Origin of the sequence: Enterococcus sp. 7F3_DIV0205, assembly GCF_002141365.2 — a bacterium.
Lineage (GTDB): Bacteria > Bacillota > Bacilli > Lactobacillales > Enterococcaceae > Enterococcus_L > Enterococcus_L palustris.
Map to the genome: position 1 here is coordinate 1,912,071 of NZ_CP147244.1, position 19,443 is coordinate 1,931,513.

The following is a 19,443-nucleotide window of genomic DNA, read 5'->3' on the forward strand; positions in this document are numbered from 1 at the left end:
AGTTCGTCTCTTAAACATCTGAGACTAAACAAGCTTGTCCAGCTTTTAAATTTTAAGGAGGATTTAGGTTATGTCAGTATCATTAGAAGTTAAAGAAAGAGCTGTCCGTCCACGTTCACTAAGAAATCAACTACGTCACACTGGTCAAGTTCCTGCCGTTGTTTATGGGTTTGAAATGGAAAGCACTCCAGTTTCCGTTGATGAAAAAGAATTAACAAAAGTTTTGCGCGATAATGGTGTTAATGCTGTTATTACAATGAATGTTGGTGGTAAAAAAATCAACACATTGATGTATAAAGCGCAATTAGATACGTTTACAAGTAAAATCAAACACGTTGAATTTTTAGCTGTAAACATGAAAGAAGCAACAGAAGTAGAAGCTGAAATCGTTCTTGTTGGTGAATCTGAAGGTGTTAAAGTTGGCGGGGAGTTAACGCAAAACTTATACAATGTTTTAGTTTCAGCTACACCAGATAAATTACCTGAGCGTGTAGAAGTTGACATTACTAAACTTGCGATTGGTGACGCGATTACTGTCGCTGATTTACCAAAAAATAAAGATTATGATATCATTACTGATGGCGAAGAACAAATCGTAGCCGTTACAGAAGCTAAATCAGCAACTGAAGAAAGCACAGAAGAAGCAACAGAACCTACAGTAATTGGTGAAAAACCAGAATAAATACTCAATTAATATAGATTTAAAGAGGCAAGGTCTTTTGACCTTGTCTTCTTTTGATTACCGATCAAAAATTGTTTTTTGAGCTTTATAGTTGCTTTTTTTCGTGAAACATCACAGAAGCGAGTTTTGTCTAAATGAGGTATACTATTGATATTAGATAGATAGAGGGGGTCAAAAAAATGGTTGAAAGTTTTGATAGTGAACGTAGTCGTTATGCCTCTCTAGGTGTGGTTGAGAGCTTGCCTAGTGCTTTAATTGACAGTATCTGGTTAATTATTGATTTGGATTTAAAAGGAGTTATTCCGCTTACGAATATGCTTTATTTTGATTTGATCGATAATGGTGGAAAAGTAACTGTTCATTTTTCACAAGAAATAAGCGACGTTCAAATGGCCGTTGACTTGCCTTTCCCTTATTCTGAAGAGTATCCATCTCAAGTTTTCGCTTTTGATGATGGCAATAAAGAAACGATTTTGCTTCCCGCAGAAATGTTGGAATAGCAAAAATCCCCCAATAACTCATTAGTTTAAAATGGGACCGAGACATAAACGTTTCGCTCCGAGAGCTAAGAAGGAATTCACGATAATTGGTACCTATTTGGTGTTCTTCAAAATTTTGTACCGAGGCATGAGTTGTTCTACATCAACTCATGCCTCGGTGTGTGTCACTGCAATTTCGGCTTATTTCCGTAGCCTCCAAATTTTAGTTCTTTAGCAATTCACGGAAATAAAAAAGAGTGCGGGACAATAGTCAGAAAAAAATCTGATTATTGCCCCACACTCTTTTTTCTATTACGCCATTCGTTTCGCAATAAATGAATAGATTGCTATACAGATAACGGCACCGATCAACGCTGAGATGATTGGAAAACCACCGATGACTGGTCCGAAGTTGCCTAATAGCATTGTGCCTACCCAACTTCCGATAAATCCGACAATAATATTACCGATCACACCACCAGGTACATCTTTACCTAAAATCGCTCCGGCAATGGCACCTAGCACACCACCGACAATCAATGACCAAATAAAACTTAGCATATTCGTTTCCTCCTCTGATTTGATTTTGTGTGTTTATTATTCCAACGTACGTACATTACTCTCGTTATTTTTATCTTCTTCGTTCTCATCTTTTTTCTTGTTTTCGAATTTCTCTGCGTATTGCTCTTTCGTCATGATATCATCAACATTCATATTAAACTCAATAACATCAAGTCCTGTCATGTTCTTCACTTCTTCTGCAACTTTTTTCGTTGCTGTATCAAATACTTGAGCAATATTTTTTCCATATTCCCCAATTACATCTAAATCAATGGCCACTTGTTTTGTTCCAACTTCTGCGCTGATTCCTTTAGTTGGATTGTTTCCATTTGTAAATTTGTCGGTTAAGTTTGTAATGGCATTTCCGCTCAATCCTAAAATACCAGGAATTTCTGATACGGCGATACCAGCAATTTTTTTCACGACTTGATCGTCAAATGTTAATTTCGTTTTGATGCCATTTGCGTTTGTTCCTTCAGTTGTGTTTCCATTTGCTTTGTTATCCATTTTCTTCTCAACCTTTCTGATTTTAATTCAATATATTTTTATCTTTCAAAAAAAGCTCGTATAGAAGCTATAATTGAAGAGATAGAACGTTTTTCATCTTGCATTTTACCAATCAAATAACCGATTGCAGTTAAAGCAACTAGTAAGACTGTTTTCCAAAAGCCAATTGTCATAAATAAGATAGCCGTTAAGACAAAAAGACCTGTAAATATAATTTGATTGCGGTAAGGAGCCATTATCATTCGATTTTTCATTATGCTTCCTCCTTTAAACCACACGAGATTCTTTCTTACCACTTGGCAGTAAGGCTGACTCTTCCTTTTTCTTTTTGAAAATGATCTTCGTTTTATTTGTCTCGATCATTGCCATATTTTGTAACGCTTGCGGGATCAATTCTTGCATTTGTTTCCCTTTACTTAAAAGATGCTGTTGTTTTTCATCCGCTATCATCACTTCTACATTTGCTGTCTGTCTCTTTGTCAACCTTACTTTCACCTGTGTATCATTGCTATCAACAATTTTGCGTAATGAAGATTTGGCTATTGACTCCATTGTATTCAACGGTACATTTACCTGACCGACATCTTTTTTTATCTGTATTTGGTTTTTAGTGATTGGTTTGAATAAAACCATTAAAAACATCAAAAACAATACAGCTAATAGTCCAAAAAGGACAACTTGATAAAAGTAAAACAACCAATCAAATTGAAATAGTAAATTATTGAAAAAAGTACTTATAACACCTAGATCCAGCATTTGAGAATACAAACCGGCGATCCCAAAAATACCAGCTATTAACAGTAAAGAGACCAGTCCTTTGATCACTCGCATCGTTTTCTCCCTCCAATATTGTTTACTCTTTTTCTATAGTTTCTTCCTGTCTATACATTTTATGTTAAACTCATTATCCAACAATTACAAAAGATACGCATGCTCTTTTCCGCTCCCTGAATTTATTACCGACAGCTCTCCTTCTATAAATACTCGTATGAATACAATCAGCACATTTTTTCAACTACAAAAAAAGCAAGTTGACTTATGAGAAAATTCTCTTATAAGTCAACTTGCTTTTCAATTTTTTTCAAATGTTATTCAACATAAGCTAAACGATATGAAATAGTTCGTCCAAACGGAAAAACTTGTAACTCTTTTAATCTATCGGATTTTAAATAGCCGATTGCACCTTGATAAAGAGGCAATACAGCTGCATCTTTTTCGATAAGTGTTTCTTCTAGTTCTTTCAATTTATCCCAACGTTTTTCTGGTTCATTTGCTAAAGTGATTCTGGCATCGTTCAATCCTTTATCATATTCAGGATTGTTGTATCCGGCAGTATTCAACCCGCTCTTAGAATCATAAAATTCTAAAAAATTGATTGGATCAGCATAATCTGGTGTCCAAGTGCCAAAAACTAAATCAAAATCACTCGCTGTTTGTAAGTCTAAACGATTTTGCAATGGAACAGATTTTAATGTAATTTTTAAGCCTGGTAGATTTTGTTGTAACTGTCCTTGGACATATTCGATCGTCTTTTTCGCAAGCGCTGAATCAGCTGAAAGCAATTCTAATTCAATTTCATCTTTGCCTAACTCTTTCTTCGCTGTTTCCCAGTTTTTTTGGGCCGCTTTTAAATCGAATGGTAGAAAATCACCATTTTCTTTTCGGAAATCTTCACCTGTCTCAGGATCTTTTGCAAAATCTTTTGGCACAAAACCATTGATTGCAGTCGATCCATCTCCTAATATATCTTTGGCAAAGGTCTCTTTATCGATCCCTTGTAAAATTGCTTTACGAACGTTAACATTTCCCGTTACTTCTCGTTTATGATTTGGGCTTAAATAGCCAACCATTGCTTTAGGGGTAAAATGAGCTTGAGGTGAATCTTTGTATTGCAATGCATACGTATCTGCTAAAACAGTATAATCTAAATCACCTGCATCAAACAGATTTGTTCCTGTACCAATTTCTTTCACTACTTGAACATCAATCGTATCTAATTTGACATTTTTTTGATCCCAATAATCTTTATTTTTCGTTAACTTCCAATTTTCTGTATTGCCATCCCAACCGGAAATCACGAACGGACCATTTCCTACAAAATTATCTGCAGAAGTCCCATAAGCTTCGCCTTTTTCTTTGACAAATTTTTCATTTTTGGGCATAAATGGCGTTCCTACTAAAACTTGCGCTAAATAAGGAATTGGGTATTCCAACGTCATTTCTAACGTTTGATCATCAATAGCTTTTACCCCTAGTTCATCTAGTTTAGCTTGTCCTTCACGGATTTTCCGACCATTTTTGAAAACATCCATTTGGTTACTACTACTTGAACCAAAGCTTGGGTCAACAACATTTCTAAATGCAGAAACAAAGTCGCCAGCTATAACAGGATCACCGTTACTCCATTTTGTCTCTTTTAATTTGAACGTATACACTAATCCATCGTCACTAACAGTCGGTTCGCTTGCGGCAACTGCTAATTCTGGATCATGATTTTTGTCCATCCGATAAAGCCCTTCAACAACCTGACCGATCATATCAGAACTGTATACATCTGTATAATGCGCACTGTCCAGCGTCGATAATTCCCCACCAGAAGCAACTTTGATCACTTGTTGTGTTGTTTTATCACTATCTGTTTTTTCACCAGATGAACTTGTTCCTTTCCCTCCGCTACAAGCTGTCAATAACAAACTCGCTGCCAAAACAAAAATACCAAACTTTTTCTTCATTACCTAATTCCTCCTCTTTTTAAAAGCTGAACTGAACACTTAGTCCTTGAGTAATTTAGACTACCAACTTACGGTCGTTTTTGACTTTCAGGTGATTTAGCTAATTATCGTGGCGCTTGTTCTGTAAAGCTAGATAATTTATAATTCTTCAACGACATAACGAAAAACAGCCATTTCTTGTTCTGAATGATCATAAGCAAAATCAGGATGCCACTGCACCCCTAAAAATGATAGATTTGGATCTTCACTTTCTATCCCTTCAATGATACCATCCTCACTAAAAGCTGTGACTTTTAGTTTATCAGCCAACTTTTTTACGGCTTGAAAATGAAACGAATTGACGGTTGTTTTTTCACCATAAACTTTACGTAAAATACTCCTGTCCTCTGTATGGATCATATGAGTCGGAATTTCTCTTGATACGGGTACCTGCATATGGGAAAATTGGTTATTGTTTACGTGACTGATCTCTTGGTATAGACTACCGCCAAATGCCACATTGACCAACTGTAAGCCACGACAAACTGCAAAAATCGGTTTTTTTTGCGCAACAGCTTCTTCAATCAGTGCTAATTCAAATTGATCTCTTTCTTCTGATAATGAAGCTTCCTCAACTTGAATCTCTTCTCCATATAATCTTGGCGATACATTTTGTCCGCCAGCTAAAATCAGCTTATCAATTTGAGCGATATACTCCTTAGCCAAATCTGGAGCCCCAACTGGCAAAAGCAACGGTAAACCGCCAGCCAATTGGACTGCTTTTACATAACCACAAGGAGTATAGCTGATTGGTAAATGATACAATCGAGCTCCTGCATCTTCAATTTCATTTGCTGCAATCCCAATAATCGGTCGCCTCAATCGACACCACTCCTTTTTACTTTCCGACAATAATTGTACATAGTTTATCAGATATATATGTGAAAGGATAGTATAAATAGAAACGGTGCGATAGTTTTTCGCTATCGCCATTTACTTACTTTTTAACAGTAAACAACTAATTCTATTTTACCTCAACTTTACTTAATCAGTAACTTTTATGCTTAAAGATCACTATTTTCTGAATTTTCTAAACCTAGACTTATTGACAAGAAGAAAAACTGGTGGTAAAGTTATACAAAACAAAGAACAGAAGAGTACCTTTATTTTTTCTAAAAGAGAGTCTTTGGCTGGTGGAAAAAGACAAAAAAATAAAGCGAACCACATCTGGGAGTTAACTTTTTGAATGGATTAGTAGGAAAGTTCGGGTATGCCCGTTACAGCTTTAGAAGTCTATGACTTCATGAGGTTATCGTTGCGAGACGATAATGAAAAAAGGTGGAACCACGATTTTACGTCCTTTGGCTTAATTGCCAAAGGACTTTTTGTTTTTCATCATGCAGCATTGTTGCAACCTGCAATGAACAATAGGTTTCAATGATACACAATACCAAGAGCACCTTAAAGGTAACTTTTTTTTTAGTAATTTTACAAGTACAAATGTAAATACGACTAAATCACATAAACAGAACAAGTACTCAATTGACCACTTCCTGACAGAGACTTTTTTATTCGCTGAGAGAAAAAGCTGGAAACCATTGATGAACACATCTGTTTCAGACATTTTCTGAATCAAGTAAGAAGGTGCGGTATTCTCCGTTATCAGAAAAGAATCTTTAGCTGAGCTAAAGATTCCATGAGGTTAATCCTGTGAGGGATTAACAAATTGAGGTGGAACCACGATTATTTCGTCCTCTTGGCTAATTAGTCAAGAGGACTTTTTTGTTTATTCTTACAAAAAATCAAAAACTGGAGGAAAAACTATGGACTACATTTTAGAAATCATGCCGGCTTTACTAGACGGTGCAATCATGACATTGAAAGTATTTATTTTTACACTATTGGGCTCGATTCCCCTTGGGATTTTAGTAGCATTTGCCTTGCAAACCAATTTTAAACCATTAAATTTTCTGATCAATATCTACATTTGGTTAATGCGGGGAACACCGTTATTACTACAACTTATTTTTGTTTTTTATGGTTTACCATTGATTGGAATCGTTTTTGAACGCTATGATGCGGCGCTATTTGCATTCATTTTGAATTATGCAGCATATTTTGCAGAAATTTTCAGAGGTGGTATTCAATCGATTCCAGAAGGACAATATGAAGCAGCAAAAGTTTTGCGTTTAACACGATTTCAGACAGTCTCACGAATTATTCTACCTCAAGTAATCAAAGTCGTATTGCCATCTATTGGAAATGAAGTAATTAATTTAGTCAAAGATACTTCTTTGATTTATGTGCTCGGTTTAGGAGATTTATTACGAGCAGGAAAAATTGCGATGAGTCGTGACGTAAGTTTACTGCCGTTAGTTTTGGTTGGCGTTATCTACCTATTATTAACTGCAATTTTGACTCTAGCTGCGAAAAAATTAGAAAAACACTACCAATATTATAAATAAAAGAATAACTATTACCATATATCATATCTAGCTTCGCAGACTAGACTCTAGGAAAAAAGATAAAAATCGAGTGAGACAAGAAGCGTCTCAATCAATTTTCCCTATTTTTCTATGAGACTGAGCAAGCCGCTACGCTTTTAAATTTAGGAGGAAAATTATGTTACTAATTAAAAATTTGACCAAAAGCTTTGATGGTCGTCGGATCATCGATCAATTGAATTTAGAAATTAAAGATGGTGAGATTCTAACGATCGTGGGACCATCTGGTGGTGGGAAAACAACGTTATTACGCTGCCTAGCGGGCCTAGAAACGATTGATTCTGGCGAACTTATAATGGATGGCGTTCCTTTTAATCCTGTTGAAATGGATAATGCCGATCAAGTTGTTGGGATCGTTTTTCAAGATTTCCAATTATTTCCTCACCTTTCTGTACTGGATAATGTCACTTTAGCTCCCATTCTCGCCTTAAAGCAAACAAGAGAAGCTAGCGAGGTAGAAGCGATCGATCTACTAACAAAATTTGGATTAGGTGGAAAAGAAAATCTTTATCCTTACCAATTATCAGGAGGTCAAAAACAACGCGTCGCACTAGCACGAGCTCTGGCTATGAAGCCGAAAGTTTTAGGTTATGACGAACCCACTAGTGCTCTTGACCCTGAACTTCGCCAACAAGTTGAAGAAGTGATTTTAACACTTAAAGCACAAGGGATGACACAAATCGTTGTAACTCACGATATGAATTTTGCTGAAAATATTGCCGATAACTTACTAACTGTGAAACCAGTTCAGTAGAAAGGATACATTATGAAGAAAAAAAACTATCTAGTACTAACCATAGCTACTTTACTTGCTATTATATCAATAGCAGGTTGTGGCAGAAAAAAAACAGACATCGATCAGTGGTCACGAATCAATTCTGAAAAACGAGTTATTGTAGGACTGGATGATTCCTTTGTTCCAATGGGTTTTCAAAACAAGTCCGGTGAAATCATTGGTTTTGATATCGATTTGGCTAGAGCAGTTTTTGATTTATATGATATCAAAGTCGACTTTCAATCTATCGACTGGTCGATGAAAGAAAATGAATTACAAAACCAAACAATTGATCTGATTTGGAATGGTTATTCTAAAAGCCCTGAACGGGAAGAAAAAGTACTTTTTAGCGATGAATATATGAAAAATGAACAAGTCGTCGTCTCTTTAAAAAAGAATAATATCAATAACTTCTCAGATATGAAAGGCAAAGTTTTAGGTGCTCAAAACGGCTCCTCAGGCTACACTAGTTTTGAAGCTCAGCCTGAGATTTTGAAAAATTTTGTTAAAGATCAAACAGCTATTTTATACGATGGCTTTAATGAAGCGTTTATGGATTTAAAATCTGGTCGAATCGATGGTTTATTGATCGATCGTGTTTATGCAAATTATTATTTGTCTCATGAAGATAATTTAGCTGACTACTCAATTATTAGTGGTGGTTTTGACAGCGAAGCATTTGCTGTTGGGCTGCGGAAATCTGATAAAATACTAGCAGATAAAATCAATCATGCCTTTGAACAACTAAGAGAATCTGGAAAATTAGCCGCTATTTCTAAAGAATGGTTTGGAGAAGATGTAACTAAATGAACCTTCACTTTTGGAAAATAAGTTCAAAAAAACCGTTAGATTAATCTAACGGTTTTTTTATTTGCTCTATTCACTTAAATATTTACTTGCTACATCAACTAGACGTTTCGTTTGATCTTGAATTGCTGCTTTTACTTCATCCGCTTTCAACATGTTTCCTTCTCCGTCGATTGAAGCGCTTGTTCCATAAGGGTTACCACCTGCAGCAAAAGTTGATGGATTTACATAGCCTGCTGGTACAATGATTGCTCCCCAATGTTGCATTACTGTGTAAATGCCTTGAATCACTTGTTCTTGTCCACCATTTGGGTTTTGTGCAGAAGAGAATGCTGTGACAAATTTATTTGCTAATTTACCTTGTGCCCATAGCCCACCTTGTAAATCAAAGAATTGTTTTAATTGGCTAGCCATGACACCAAAGCGTGATGGTGAAGAGAAAATATAAGCATCTGCCCATAATAAGTCATCGCTTGTCACTTCTGGAATATCCTTACTTGCTTCAACATTTTTACGCCAAGCTGGATTTGAATCAATGGCTACATCTGGTGCTAATTCATGGACTTTTCTCAAACGAACTTCCGCACCATTTGCTTCAGCTGCTTCTTTCGCCCATTTTACCATTTGTGTTCCTGTTCCTGTTGAACTGTAGTATGCAATTAATAATTTTGTTGTCATGATTTTTTCCTCCAATAACTGTTGTTTTCTTATCTACATTTATATACTAACAAAAAGTAAGTAAACTTGCAAGAGTTTTTGCTTACTAAAAATAAGTTTCCTAAAAAACTCCTAGTTAGATCTCTTTCTTCAAAAAAAGATTGGATCATAACTCAAAGAGTTATGATCCAATCTTTTGGCATTCCGATAAACAATAGGAGCAGAAACAACTTTTCCCTAACTATTTAAGCTAAATCCTTTTGTCTTAATCACTTTTTTAATGATAACTATTTTCTTTTCCATCCCAAACAGACATACCTTCTGAAACAGAAACAACATTATAGCCATAATTCTCAAGAAAAGAGCAGGCATGTTCTGAACGCACACCATGTTGACAAATAACGTAGTGGGGCTGTTCTCGATCAATCTCGGACATTGCTTCAGGCAATGTAGATAACGGGTAGTTCTTTGCTGTGACGATATGCCCCGCTGCATATTCTTCAACTTCTCGAACATCAATGATTGAAACTGGTTCATTGACTGTTAATTCAATTAATTCTTTTAATTCCTTGATCGATACTCTTTTCATCTTATTACTATTCCTCCTACGGCTTTTTCAACCATCTGACTACTCTCATCCAACTCCATAATCAGCAAATTTGCCTCATTAGAAGTATACCACTGTTCCTTTTTACCACAACATTTTTACCCCTTATTTTGTGAATTTTATTAAAAAAAGACTTACCTCAACAAAATTGAGGTAAGTCCTTTTTTTATTCTTGCATACCATTCGCAGCAATTAATTTTTTATACCAATAAAATGACTGTTTTCTAGAACGATTTAATGTGCCATGTCCTTCGTCGTCCATATCAACATAGATAAAACCATAACGTTTTTTCATTTCACCAGTTCCAGCTGAAACTAGATCGATACAGCCCCAAGGCGTATAACCAATCAAATCAACACCGTCTAATTCAATAGCATCTTTCATCGCTGCTACATGCTTACTGAAATAATCAATCCGGTAATCATCTTGAATCGTGCCATCAGCTTCTATTTTATCTACTGCTCCAAAACCGTTTTCTACAACAAATAAAGGAACATTATAACGATCATATAGTTTACACAAAGAAATGCGTAAACCTAAAGGATCTACAGCCCATCCCCAGTCTGATTCTTGTAAATAGGGATTCTTGACTGCTGGCATTTGATTACCACCCACATATTTCACCTCATCAGGATTGGCAGCAGAAACTGTGGACATATAGTAGCTAAAGCCAATATAGTCAACAGTTCCCTCTTTGATGATTTCATCATCCCCAGCTTCTTTTTGAATCACAACATCTTCTCGTTCAAATTCTTTTATTTTGTGAGCTGGATAGTATCCTTTAACTTGCACATCAATGTAAAACTCTTGCTCCCGATTAAATTTGACTGCTTCCATGACATCTTCTGGATTACAACTCATAGGATAACTTGGTATATAGGCCACCATCATCCCTATGTTAAAATTAGGATTGATTTCATGACCTAATTTAACAGCTTTGGCACTAGCCACAAATAAATGATGTGCTGCTTGATACTTCGCTTGTTTATCATTTTTATGAATACCAATTTGAGTCCAGCTGCGAAGGAAATTGATTTCGTTGAAGGTCATCCAGTATTTAACTTTATCTTTATAGCGTTTAAATAACGTTTCACAGAAAAATAAGAAGTAATCAATCACTTGCCTACTTGACCAACCATCCAATTCATCTGCTAAATGCATCGGAATATCAAAATGATTAATTGTAACAATCGGCTCGATCCCATAACTTAGCAACTCATCGAAAACCTTATCATAGAAAGCTAACCCTTCTTCATTGATTTCCTTCGTTCCTTTCGGACAAATTCTAGACCAAGCAATCGAAAGTCTAAAACATTTAAACCCCATTTCTGCAAATAAAGCGATATCTTCTTTATAATGATGATAAAAGTCTGTTGCCACGTGACTTGGATAATATTGATTTGGATCAACATAACCAATCGCTCCTTCTGGTAACGCCTCTCCTCTGGTACAAGTTTCAACTTTACCTTCTTTCGTTTTATACGTGATCATTCTTGGAGTTGTATGGCTGCCGCCTGTGATTGCATCTAATGTACTTAGCTCTTTACCACCTGAAAGATAACCACCTTCATACTGATTAGCGGCTGTTGCACCACCCCACAAAAAGTTTTCTGGAAATATTGATTTGCTCATTAGTCATTTCTCCTTACTCTAAATTTTTAAGAATCTTGGTCTAATCATTTTAAATAACCGATTATCCGCACTCTATAATTCACCTTTTGCGAGAAAATATAAAAACCATAATAAAATAAACACAACAAATCAATTGTCATCTTTACTATATTATGGTTATGCCTGAAAATTCAGTTACATTCCGTTACTTATAATTATAGCATAACCGAAAGCGCTGTCAAATTTATTTTAATCAACTATTTTACTATAGCCTAAGAAAAATAGATATTCTTTGAAGTCAAACTTTTTTACGATTTATCTCTATTATTCAAAAACATGAGTGGGACATAACTCTACAAGTCATATCCCACTCATGTGAAATCCAGATAAACAGCGTAACCAGAAGCTATCATCCCATCCTCAACCTATGATGATTAAATAAATAGCATGAAATTATCCACTTTACCCCATACGCCTATTTTTATGTGCTTTCCATCTATTAAGCAGTATATAAAACAAGAGCAGCACCAAACCGATTGGTGTTAGTTTTTCAATCATACTACCAGTATTGGGAAAATTCTTTAGTTCTATATGTGTTTGTTTTGGTTGTGCTAATTTTGTATCTGTTTTTAATTCTAGTTCTTTTGACGGCTGTGTGTTCGTTTCAGTTCCGCCAATTTGCCCATGAATCTCTACATCAGTGGCAGCATAGGCAAAATCTTGATATAAACCAAGACAACCCGTCAAAAGAATGAACATGATGATGTGACAACTAAATTTCTTCATTGTTTATCACAACCTTTATTTGATTATGGTGTTACACCAAGCGTTACACCATCTTTTTGGATCGATGTAAATTTCAGTGTCAGCGTATAGTTTTCTGCAGCTGCATTTTCATTAACATCCGTTGGTAAACTTGCCACTGTTGTACCTGTATAGTTGAACTTAGCAGAATTAGCATAGGCTAAAGCCGCATCTGTATCAATATTCAAACGACCATCTTTATTGGCTAAACGCATCCAAACTGGAGCACTTGCCAACTCAACTAAAGCATTACTTTCTACTAAATTAGTTGCAGCAGGTGTTGCCACTAAGCCATTTCCCTTAGCATTGATCGTTAATTTATCAACATATTTAGGAGTTCCCTCCATTTTATTCAATGTCACTGCAACACCGCGACCCGAATTATTCACAATACTGTAATCAGCTGACTCAATATTTTTGTGGGCACTTGCTGTTGTTGTGTGAAAGGCTGTTGCAGTATCAACGGTAACATTGATCCACTCATCAGAGCCTTCTGGAATCGTTGTATCTGGATCTGTATTATCTAATTTACCGATCGTTCCGTTGATGATCACATCGGCTGAATTTTCTCCATCGATCGTTTCAGCTAAGGCTAGTTGTGTTAGTCCTGATACGCTTAAACCTAGCATCATTGCAGCAATTAAAAAGTTTGTTTTTTTCATATTGTTTCTCCTTCTATGTGTAAGATGATTTATTTTTAACAGAAAATCTGCTAAATAACATTTTTAGTTGTTGACACGAATTGTAATTCCAGCTTGAACTTGCCCACGTTTTTTGTTTGTTTTTGAATCATAAATGTCAAATGTGGCTGTCGCTGGATGATCTCCTTGAGCAAGTTTTTTTTCTAGTTTTGCTCCATTTATTTCATAACCAGGTTGAATTGCTCCCGATGAATAAATTTGTTCATTGTTACTGTCTAAACGAATTACAACATTGATCGGATAACCATTTTCGATAGGATTTTGAATGTATAAGCTGCCTTCACTGTCGCTTGTTTCAAATACAGCTTCTGATTTGATGACCATATTGAATTTACTAGCATCTACTGCTTTTTGTTCGGCTTCTTTAACTTCTTTATCACTCATTTTTTTAGCACCTTTGGCATCTGGTAGATAATCACCTGACACAACTTGGACAGGTTCCGTCTTAGTCGTGAAATAATAGTACACACCGCCCGCAGCTACCGCTAATAAGAGTAGCAACAGTAAAATAAGTAATCGTTTCTTTTTCTTTTCTTCATTTGTTTTGTCCATAGAATCCCTCTCATTCTTCATTTCTCTCAACTTTGAAAGTCATTTTATATAGCGGAAATACTGCTTGTTTCGTTGGATTAAAGTACTTACCTTCGAGACTCAAACTTTTTTGTTCATTCACGTTCAAAACGCCGACTGTTAAAGGATTGTTTGATAAATCACTAGTCAAAAAAAGTGGCTCTTGCTGATTGTTGTCTATTATCATTTGTAGCGCCAGTTCATCCTGACCTGAATTGCCAGAAAAGTGATCTAATAATAGTAGTTGATTTGCAGCTACATTTTCCTTCGTGAGATTGGTTATTGAGACTTTTGTGGGTACATTCCCTTTGTTCACAACATGATATTCAGCTGAAGATACATTCCCTTCTTGTAAGGTACCTAGATCTTTGTTCTGTGTTTGAAAAGCCATCTCGATAGGAACTTCAACTTTGATGATTTCTGTTACCGTTTGAAATTGGGTTAGAGGTGACATCGCTAAGATAACTTCTGTTCCAGAAACCCCAGTGACTTTTGCGCGAACGTAATACGTCACATCCCCATCAAGTCCTTTTAATTTCGTCGTAAATTTTTGATTTTTGTCACCAGAAAGATCCGCGATTTGTGATTTTGTTTCCTGAGCAGGAAAATCTTTGTTCTTGCTATATTCCACTGTGACTTGTTGATAATTACCACCATAATAGGCCTGCTGACCAGGTAACGCTAACTCTTCTCCATTTGAATAATCTGTCCACTTTCCTGTATCACTAGCCAGTTCACCATTGATGATTGCTGAGGTCGTTGTAACATCCGCTGTGATATCTTTCAGCTGCGGTTTTGTGGTAAATCTAGCAGCATTCGAAAAATCACTTTCTCCTGCTTGATTCGTGACGACCATTTGGGCCCAATAATTTGTATTTGGGTTTAAATCATCGACTGTCACTTTATACATTGAATTCAGTATTGTATTTTCTTGATCATCAAAATTATTCAATGTGACGATATGTTTGGCTTTTCGTAAGTCATCTGTATCTGCTTCCGCAGTAAATAAGAAAAATTTTACCGTTGAAGCAGAACTTCCATTATTGATCGATGAACCGTATAAAGAAATGGATGTGTCTGTTTCATCAGCTGCAATTAGCGCTAGCTGATCTGGGACATCTATAAATTCACTAAAAACGATTTTCTGCGAATTTTTTAAGGCTAAAATTTCTTGAGCCGAAAAAGAATCTGGCGTACCTGCGATATTCGTAAAGTTTGTTCCTTGAACACTTAGATCTGAGGCTTCTTTAAATATTTCTTGCGTTGGCATGCTATTTGTTTTACTTGAGAATGTCTCTATTTTTTGTAAATAGTTACTTGTAAAAGACAAATTATTTACGCCATTTGCACCATTTAAACCAATAGTTCCAAGGCTTGTTCCTGAAAATGAAACTTGCTTTGCTTTATCCATACTGATTGCAAATGTGCTGGAAGAAGATGTTGTGAAGATTCCCCCACTGGCAATATCAATTGAAACAGTTGCATTTTCAGCAATCGACATCCCCCCCTTAGCGTTATAAAGATTTATCGGTAAAGGTAATTTGATATCTACTTTAGCATTCTCCTGAAAGTCAAATACTGCTGGCTGCGTTTGATTAGAGGCAAAAAATTGATTCCTTGAACCACCTGTTGCAAGTGTCACCTTATCTAAATTAAAAACAGCATTTTTTTCAACAATATAACTAGGTGCTAAAGTACCATATGTCATATTACTGTTTGTTTTAATATCAAGTTGTGCATCTTCTCTCACTACGATTTGGGATTTACCTGCATAAGGATTTGCTGAAGTGCTACTTGTTGACCAAATAAATGCTTCAGTTCTATTGGAAGAATGTTGGATCGAAGTATGTCCACTTTGAATTTCTACGTAATTGATTTCTGCCCATTCTTGGGAATATGTACTCGTTCCTCGTTGATCAATCGTATTTTGCCCTCGCATGATGACCGACCCGTTTATGTTATAGATCATTTGACCATTTGTTGAATAATAATCGACACTATCAAAGATAAATGTCATATTAGACGCCGATCCTCCAGATAAAAAACCATAATAGCCAACTGCACCGGTCCCATCCCTATTACCAAACTGCGTATTACGGATTTCTATTACTGCATTTGCTTGATTTGCATAAAAGCCGCTAGTAGCAGAAGCTCCTTTATTATATGTAATCACGTGATTGGCTCCATCGATGATCATACTATCTTTTAGCTGATAGCCAGCCGAGCCTAAGTCAATATCATTAGTTAAACGAAATTTTAGTTTTTGACTGTCCTTTAAGTAGTCAGTCAAGGTAGCTGCTGAATCGACTAGCCAAAAACCATCTGCATCTTGTACAAAAGCTGCTTTAACCATACTTTGTCGATTTTTTTCAGAATCACCTTCATCTACCGAGCTATTTATATCATTATTATCTGTTATTTTATCATTCTCTATCATTTCATCTTCCACAATTGATTCTTGACTAGAAGAAGAATCACTGACAGGAATTTCCGATGAATCAGAAACAATCGTTTCTTCTGTGGTCTCAGTTGTTGATAACGTTTCTTCCGAAGTTCGATCTATTTCTAAAGCATAGGACCAATCAATCGGAAAAATACTTAGAATGATAAAACTAACAACTATCAAGTGAATATTTTTTTTCATACCAGTCCTCCCTTACTTTTTTAGAAATTAGACTGAAAACTGTTTTTGTCTTTATTATTGTATTGTAATTCGACGTTAATTTCAATTTAATAACATCAGTTTTTTATATTTTATATATTTATTTTATATTTTACGATAAATTATTTTTAACTTTATATAACTTTACTAGTGTTTCAGCACGTTTGTTTATATTTTCACAAATATTAAGTTTTCTTAAAGTTCTTCAAAATTCACCTGTTTTTTGATAGTTTACGATCTACTCGATGTGATAAAAAAAGAGCGGAATAAAAATGATAGACATTTTTATTCCGCTTTTTTACGTGCTTAGCCTATTTAGAAGTAAGTACCTCCACGTAAGTTCCTACTCTTTTCCTAATTTTCTGCTGTTCAACAATTAAAAATGTATCAAACATTTTTTGTAAAAAGAATCGATCATGCGAAACAACTAACATTGTTCCTTTGAACTCTTCTAGTATTTCTTCTATTTCTTCTCTCGTTTCGATGTCTAAATGATTAGTCGGTTCATCCAACACTAGAAAATTAACTTCATTATGCATCAACTTAGCTAATTCTAATCGAATTTTTTCACCACCGCTTAAAAACCGAACCTGTTTCATCATGTCATCGCTATAGAATGAATATTTGGCGAGCACACTGCGGCATTCTTGTTCTACTAGAGAACAGGCTTCACTGAATGATTGTAAGATCGTTTGATTTGGCTTCTCATAATGAATAACTTGGGGTAAATACCCAACTTTAAGATTAGTTCCTTGCTTGATTTCACCACCATCAATCTCTTCTAATGTTAAAGCAAGTTTTAATAACGTACTTTTTCCTACACCGTTTTCCCCAATAATTGCTGACCGTTCTTGCCAAAATAAAGAAAATTCTACTTTATCAAGTAATATTCGGTCATCGTATTGTTTACTAACTCCATTAAATCGAAGGACTTCTTTACCAGAGCGATCAGTTTCTTTAAATTTCTTCCCAATTTTGGTTGTTTCATCTTTAGGCTTAGGAATCTTCTGGATTTTTTCTAAACGCTTCTCAAGCTGTTTCGCTTTTTTAAAAAATTTTTCATTATCTCCTTCGTGTCCCCACTGTCGAAAACGACGAATTGCCAATTTTATTTTTTGTATTTCTTTTTGTTGCTGTTCAAAATCTTTTCTCAGTTTTTCAAGTTGTTCTTCTTTTTGTCGTTTATATGCTGAATAGTTTCCTTTGTATTCCTGTATCTTTCCATCTTCGATCTCTACAATTTTTTCTACCGCATGATCTAAAAACAAGCGATCATGAGAAACAATCAAATAAGCTGTTTTCTCATGAGTTAAATACCCTTCCAACCATGCAATTCTTTTTGCATCTAAATGATTGGTTGGTTCGTCTAGTAATACAAGATCATTTTCTTGAAGTAGAATTCTTGCTAAAGCGACAATTGTCCGCTCACCACCACTCAGTTCTGAAAGTTTTTTGGTTAGTAAATGATTGATTATTAAACCATTTGCGATCATCTCTAATCTATTTTCCATTTCATAGCCGCCTGCTTGTTGAAATTCTTCTTGTTTTTGACCATAACGAGTCAATAGCTTATCTAAATCACATTCCGAAATCGCCATCTGCTCTTCCAACTGTGTTAATTGTTTTTGAATCGAGTTCAATCGTGTGAAGGTCTCTAGTAAATATGCCCTTACTTGTTGCTCACACTCTTCAGGCAACTGAGCCAAATAGCCAATACGACTGTTTCTTTGACAGGTAACCACACCTGAATCAACAGATTCAATTCCTGTAATGATTTTCAATATTGTTGATTTTCCTGAGCCGTTTGTACCTATTAACCCTATTTTTTCGCCTTTATTTATTTGTAAATTTAATTCTTCAAACAACGGTTCTGTTCCATACTTTTTAGTTATTTTTTGTAATTGTACTAACATCTCTTCCTCTTTCTGCCATTCAGACAGATTAACAACGTTCAACATTATTGTTGTATCTATTGGTTAAAAAATTTTGGCATGCACAAATAAAGCTGAACATAATTCCTGTTCAACCTTCAACTATTTACTGCTTACTAATTGCAGATTCCTGCTGTTCTGATTCAAACAGGTGAAATCAACTCACTACCTGCTTGTTATTTTATGACTGATTCGTTATAAGTAAATAAGTCTGAATGGTCTCTTTTATTTAATTTTTTATCCCTTTTTGGACACACTTGTCCCTAGAGATAAAAAAACGGAAATAATAACATGACAAAAAGCTAAGTATGCTATGATATATGAAAAACTTGCTGTTATTTTTGGCATGTTGACCATTGTACTTATTCACCACCTTCGTCATTTCTTAAATATATTGTAGCATGATGCTTGAAAATGCGCAAAGTGAGTTTATTTCTCTTGTTTTTGATAGTACTCTAATCGCTCCTCTAAAGTTCCTGTGTGCAACTCAAATAAGTGATTATCAAAATCATAAAAGTAAATAGATGTTGCTTCTCCTGGTACACGCGAACGTCCATCTTTTATTTCTAATCCTAAAGATTTAATTTTATTTAAATAACTATCGTACTCACTTTCTTGAATTTTAAAAGCAATGTGATTATACGTCTTTGATGGCAAGGGATCCCCTTGCATGATCGCAATCCAAAGTTCATCGATTAAGAAAAATTTTTCTTGTGCTATTGAAAATGTATCTGCTCCACTTGAATAGACTTCTTTTGCAGCAAACACGGTTTCAAAAAATAAGCTTGCTCTTTCTAAATCTTGAACGATAAAGGTTAAATGACTAATCAATTTTTTTCCTCCTCTTCCAGTCTATAATAAAATAGAGATCCT

The 19,443-nt window shown here is 35.3% G+C and carries 20 protein-coding genes and 2 other annotated features; of the genes, 5 read left to right on the forward strand and 15 right to left on the reverse strand.

What is annotated here, in order from left to right; genetic code table 11:
• Nucleotides 1-70: 70 nt before the first annotated feature.
• Together A5821_RS09065 and A5821_RS09070 are read left to right on the forward strand one after the other, a co-directional pair.
• Nucleotides 71-682: a 50S ribosomal protein L25/general stress protein Ctc gene (locus tag A5821_RS09065; protein WP_086314216.1), complete on the forward strand. Its 612-nt coding sequence runs from the start codon at nucleotides 71-73 to the stop codon at nucleotides 680-682.
• A 179-nt stretch (nucleotides 683-861) separates the two neighbouring features.
• Nucleotides 862-1,182, forward strand: coding sequence for a DUF960 domain-containing protein (locus A5821_RS09070; RefSeq protein ID WP_069646433.1), 321 nt, complete (start codon nucleotides 862-864; stop codon nucleotides 1,180-1,182).
• 291 nt (nucleotides 1,183-1,473) lie between these two features.
• On the opposite strand, the gene A5821_RS09075 is transcribed toward A5821_RS09070, so the two are convergent.
• The 6 genes from A5821_RS09075 to A5821_RS09100 form a co-directional block, all read right to left on the reverse strand.
• Nucleotides 1,474-1,722 carry a GlsB/YeaQ/YmgE family stress response membrane protein gene (locus A5821_RS09075; protein WP_086314217.1) on the reverse strand — a complete coding sequence of 83 codons (249 nt, stop codon included), beginning with the start codon at nucleotides 1,720-1,722 and terminating at the stop codon, nucleotides 1,474-1,476.
• A gap of 36 nt (nucleotides 1,723-1,758) precedes the next feature.
• Nucleotides 1,759-2,229: an Asp23/Gls24 family envelope stress response protein gene (locus tag A5821_RS09080; RefSeq protein WP_086314218.1), complete on the reverse strand. Its 471-nt coding sequence runs from the start codon at nucleotides 2,227-2,229 to the stop codon at nucleotides 1,759-1,761.
• A gap of 38 nt (nucleotides 2,230-2,267) precedes the next feature.
• A complete protein-coding gene (locus tag A5821_RS09085; protein WP_086314219.1) occupies nucleotides 2,268-2,483 on the reverse strand; it encodes a DUF2273 domain-containing protein in 216 nt (71 codons plus the stop codon).
• 13 nt (nucleotides 2,484-2,496) lie between these two features.
• On the reverse strand, nucleotides 2,497-3,060 hold the full coding sequence (gene amaP / locus A5821_RS09090) for an alkaline shock response membrane anchor protein AmaP (RefSeq protein ID WP_086314220.1): 564 nt from the start codon (nucleotides 3,058-3,060) through the stop codon (nucleotides 2,497-2,499).
• Nucleotides 3,061-3,317: 257 nt separating this feature from the next.
• Nucleotides 3,318-4,961 (reverse strand): peptide ABC transporter substrate-binding protein, encoded by a 1,644-nt coding sequence (locus A5821_RS09095; protein ID WP_086314221.1) that lies wholly within the window; start codon nucleotides 4,959-4,961, stop codon nucleotides 3,318-3,320.
• Between the two features lie 138 nt (nucleotides 4,962-5,099).
• Entirely contained in the window at nucleotides 5,100-5,822 is a 723-nt protein-coding gene (locus tag A5821_RS09100) for a gamma-glutamyl-gamma-aminobutyrate hydrolase family protein (protein ID WP_086314222.1), read from the reverse strand.
• Between the two features lie 254 nt (nucleotides 5,823-6,076).
• Nucleotides 6,077-6,305: a binding site (T-box leader), on the forward strand.
• Nucleotides 6,306-6,452: 147 nt separating this feature from the next.
• Nucleotides 6,453-6,699, forward strand: a binding site (T-box leader).
• Nucleotides 6,700-6,763: 64 nt separating this feature from the next.
• On the opposite strand from A5821_RS09100, the gene A5821_RS09105 reads away from it, so the two are divergent.
• The 3 genes from A5821_RS09105 (at nucleotide 6,764) to A5821_RS09115 (ending at nucleotide 9,029) form a co-directional block, all read left to right on the forward strand.
• Nucleotides 6,764-7,405: an amino acid ABC transporter permease gene (locus A5821_RS09105; RefSeq protein ID WP_086314223.1), complete on the forward strand. Its 642-nt coding sequence runs from the start codon at nucleotides 6,764-6,766 to the stop codon at nucleotides 7,403-7,405.
• Between the two features lie 157 nt (nucleotides 7,406-7,562).
• Nucleotides 7,563-8,198: an amino acid ABC transporter ATP-binding protein gene (locus A5821_RS09110; RefSeq protein ID WP_086314224.1), complete on the forward strand. Its 636-nt coding sequence runs from the start codon at nucleotides 7,563-7,565 to the stop codon at nucleotides 8,196-8,198.
• A gap of 12 nt (nucleotides 8,199-8,210) precedes the next feature.
• On the forward strand, nucleotides 8,211-9,029 hold the full coding sequence (locus A5821_RS09115) for an amino acid ABC transporter substrate-binding protein (RefSeq protein ID WP_086314225.1): 819 nt from the start codon (nucleotides 8,211-8,213) through the stop codon (nucleotides 9,027-9,029).
• A gap of 66 nt (nucleotides 9,030-9,095) precedes the next feature.
• Here the strand turns inward: A5821_RS09115 and wrbA are convergent, their stop codons facing one another.
• From wrbA to fosX, 9 genes are all read right to left on the reverse strand, one after another.
• The gene (wrbA, locus tag A5821_RS09120) at nucleotides 9,096-9,704 is read right to left on the reverse strand and encodes an NAD(P)H:quinone oxidoreductase type IV (protein ID WP_170922985.1); all 609 of its coding nucleotides are present in this window, start codon (nucleotides 9,702-9,704) and stop codon (nucleotides 9,096-9,098) included.
• Between the two features lie 256 nt (nucleotides 9,705-9,960).
• Entirely contained in the window at nucleotides 9,961-10,272 is a 312-nt protein-coding gene (locus tag A5821_RS09125; protein ID WP_086314226.1) for a rhodanese-like domain-containing protein, read from the reverse strand.
• Nucleotides 10,273-10,456: 184 nt separating this feature from the next.
• Nucleotides 10,457-11,923 carry a glycoside hydrolase family 1 protein gene (locus A5821_RS09130; protein WP_086314227.1) on the reverse strand — a complete coding sequence of 489 codons (1,467 nt, stop codon included), beginning with the start codon at nucleotides 11,921-11,923 and terminating at the stop codon, nucleotides 10,457-10,459.
• A 441-nt stretch (nucleotides 11,924-12,364) separates the two neighbouring features.
• Nucleotides 12,365-12,688 carry a hypothetical protein gene (locus A5821_RS09135; protein ID WP_086314228.1) on the reverse strand — a complete coding sequence of 108 codons (324 nt, stop codon included), beginning with the start codon at nucleotides 12,686-12,688 and terminating at the stop codon, nucleotides 12,365-12,367.
• Nucleotides 12,689-12,711: 23 nt separating this feature from the next.
• Nucleotides 12,712-13,368, reverse strand: coding sequence for a hypothetical protein (locus A5821_RS09140; protein WP_086314229.1), 657 nt, complete (start codon nucleotides 13,366-13,368; stop codon nucleotides 12,712-12,714).
• A gap of 63 nt (nucleotides 13,369-13,431) precedes the next feature.
• Nucleotides 13,432-13,959 (reverse strand): hypothetical protein, encoded by a 528-nt coding sequence (locus A5821_RS09145; RefSeq protein ID WP_086314230.1) that lies wholly within the window; start codon nucleotides 13,957-13,959, stop codon nucleotides 13,432-13,434.
• Between the two features lie 10 nt (nucleotides 13,960-13,969).
• Nucleotides 13,970-16,621, reverse strand: coding sequence for a fibronectin type III domain-containing protein (locus tag A5821_RS09150; RefSeq protein WP_086314231.1), 2,652 nt, complete (start codon nucleotides 16,619-16,621; stop codon nucleotides 13,970-13,972).
• A 329-nt stretch (nucleotides 16,622-16,950) separates the two neighbouring features.
• On the reverse strand, nucleotides 16,951-18,552 hold the full coding sequence (gene abc-f, locus A5821_RS09155) for a ribosomal protection-like ABC-F family protein (RefSeq protein ID WP_086314232.1): 1,602 nt from the start codon (nucleotides 18,550-18,552) through the stop codon (nucleotides 16,951-16,953).
• Between the two features lie 447 nt (nucleotides 18,553-18,999).
• Nucleotides 19,000-19,401 carry a FosX/FosE/FosI family fosfomycin resistance hydrolase gene (gene fosX, locus A5821_RS09160; protein ID WP_086314233.1) on the reverse strand — a complete coding sequence of 134 codons (402 nt, stop codon included), beginning with the start codon at nucleotides 19,399-19,401 and terminating at the stop codon, nucleotides 19,000-19,002.
• Between the last annotated feature and the right edge of the window lie 42 nt (nucleotides 19,402-19,443).

Excerpts from the sequence above, each read along its gene's own strand:
- A5821_RS09065 (WP_086314216.1), top strand. The coding sequence starts at position 71 with ATGTCAGTATCATTAGAAGTTAAAGAAAGAGCTGTCCGTCCACGTTCA.
- A5821_RS09070 (WP_069646433.1), top strand. The coding sequence starts at position 862 with ATGGTTGAAAGTTTTGATAGTGAACGTAGTCGTTATGCCTCTCTAGGT.
- A5821_RS09075 (WP_086314217.1), bottom strand. The coding sequence starts at position 1,722 with ATGCTAAGTTTTATTTGGTCATTGATTGTCGGTGGTGTGCTAGGTGCC.
- A5821_RS09080 (WP_086314218.1), bottom strand. The coding sequence starts at position 2,229 with ATGGATAACAAAGCAAATGGAAACACAACTGAAGGAACAAACGCAAAT.
- A5821_RS09085 (WP_086314219.1), bottom strand. The coding sequence starts at position 2,483 with ATGAAAAATCGAATGATAATGGCTCCTTACCGCAATCAAATTATATTT.
- amaP (WP_086314220.1), bottom strand. The coding sequence starts at position 3,060 with ATGCGAGTGATCAAAGGACTGGTCTCTTTACTGTTAATAGCTGGTATT.
- A5821_RS09095 (WP_086314221.1), bottom strand. The coding sequence starts at position 4,961 with ATGAAGAAAAAGTTTGGTATTTTTGTTTTGGCAGCGAGTTTGTTATTG.
- A5821_RS09105 (WP_086314223.1), top strand. The coding sequence starts at position 6,764 with ATGGACTACATTTTAGAAATCATGCCGGCTTTACTAGACGGTGCAATC.
- A5821_RS09110 (WP_086314224.1), top strand. The coding sequence starts at position 7,563 with ATGTTACTAATTAAAAATTTGACCAAAAGCTTTGATGGTCGTCGGATC.
- A5821_RS09115 (WP_086314225.1), top strand. The coding sequence starts at position 8,211 with ATGAAGAAAAAAAACTATCTAGTACTAACCATAGCTACTTTACTTGCT.
- wrbA (WP_170922985.1), bottom strand. The coding sequence starts at position 9,704 with ATGACAACAAAATTATTAATTGCATACTACAGTTCAACAGGAACAGGA.
- A5821_RS09125 (WP_086314226.1), bottom strand. The coding sequence starts at position 10,272 with ATGAAAAGAGTATCGATCAAGGAATTAAAAGAATTAATTGAATTAACA.
- A5821_RS09130 (WP_086314227.1), bottom strand. The coding sequence starts at position 11,923 with ATGAGCAAATCAATATTTCCAGAAAACTTTTTGTGGGGTGGTGCAACA.
- A5821_RS09135 (WP_086314228.1), bottom strand. The coding sequence starts at position 12,688 with ATGAAGAAATTTAGTTGTCACATCATCATGTTCATTCTTTTGACGGGT.
- A5821_RS09140 (WP_086314229.1), bottom strand. The coding sequence starts at position 13,368 with ATGAAAAAAACAAACTTTTTAATTGCTGCAATGATGCTAGGTTTAAGC.
- A5821_RS09145 (WP_086314230.1), bottom strand. The coding sequence starts at position 13,959 with ATGGACAAAACAAATGAAGAAAAGAAAAAGAAACGATTACTTATTTTA.
- A5821_RS09150 (WP_086314231.1), bottom strand. The coding sequence starts at position 16,621 with ATGAAAAAAAATATTCACTTGATAGTTGTTAGTTTTATCATTCTAAGT.
- abc-f (WP_086314232.1), bottom strand. The coding sequence starts at position 18,552 with ATGTTAGTACAATTACAAAAAATAACTAAAAAGTATGGAACAGAACCG.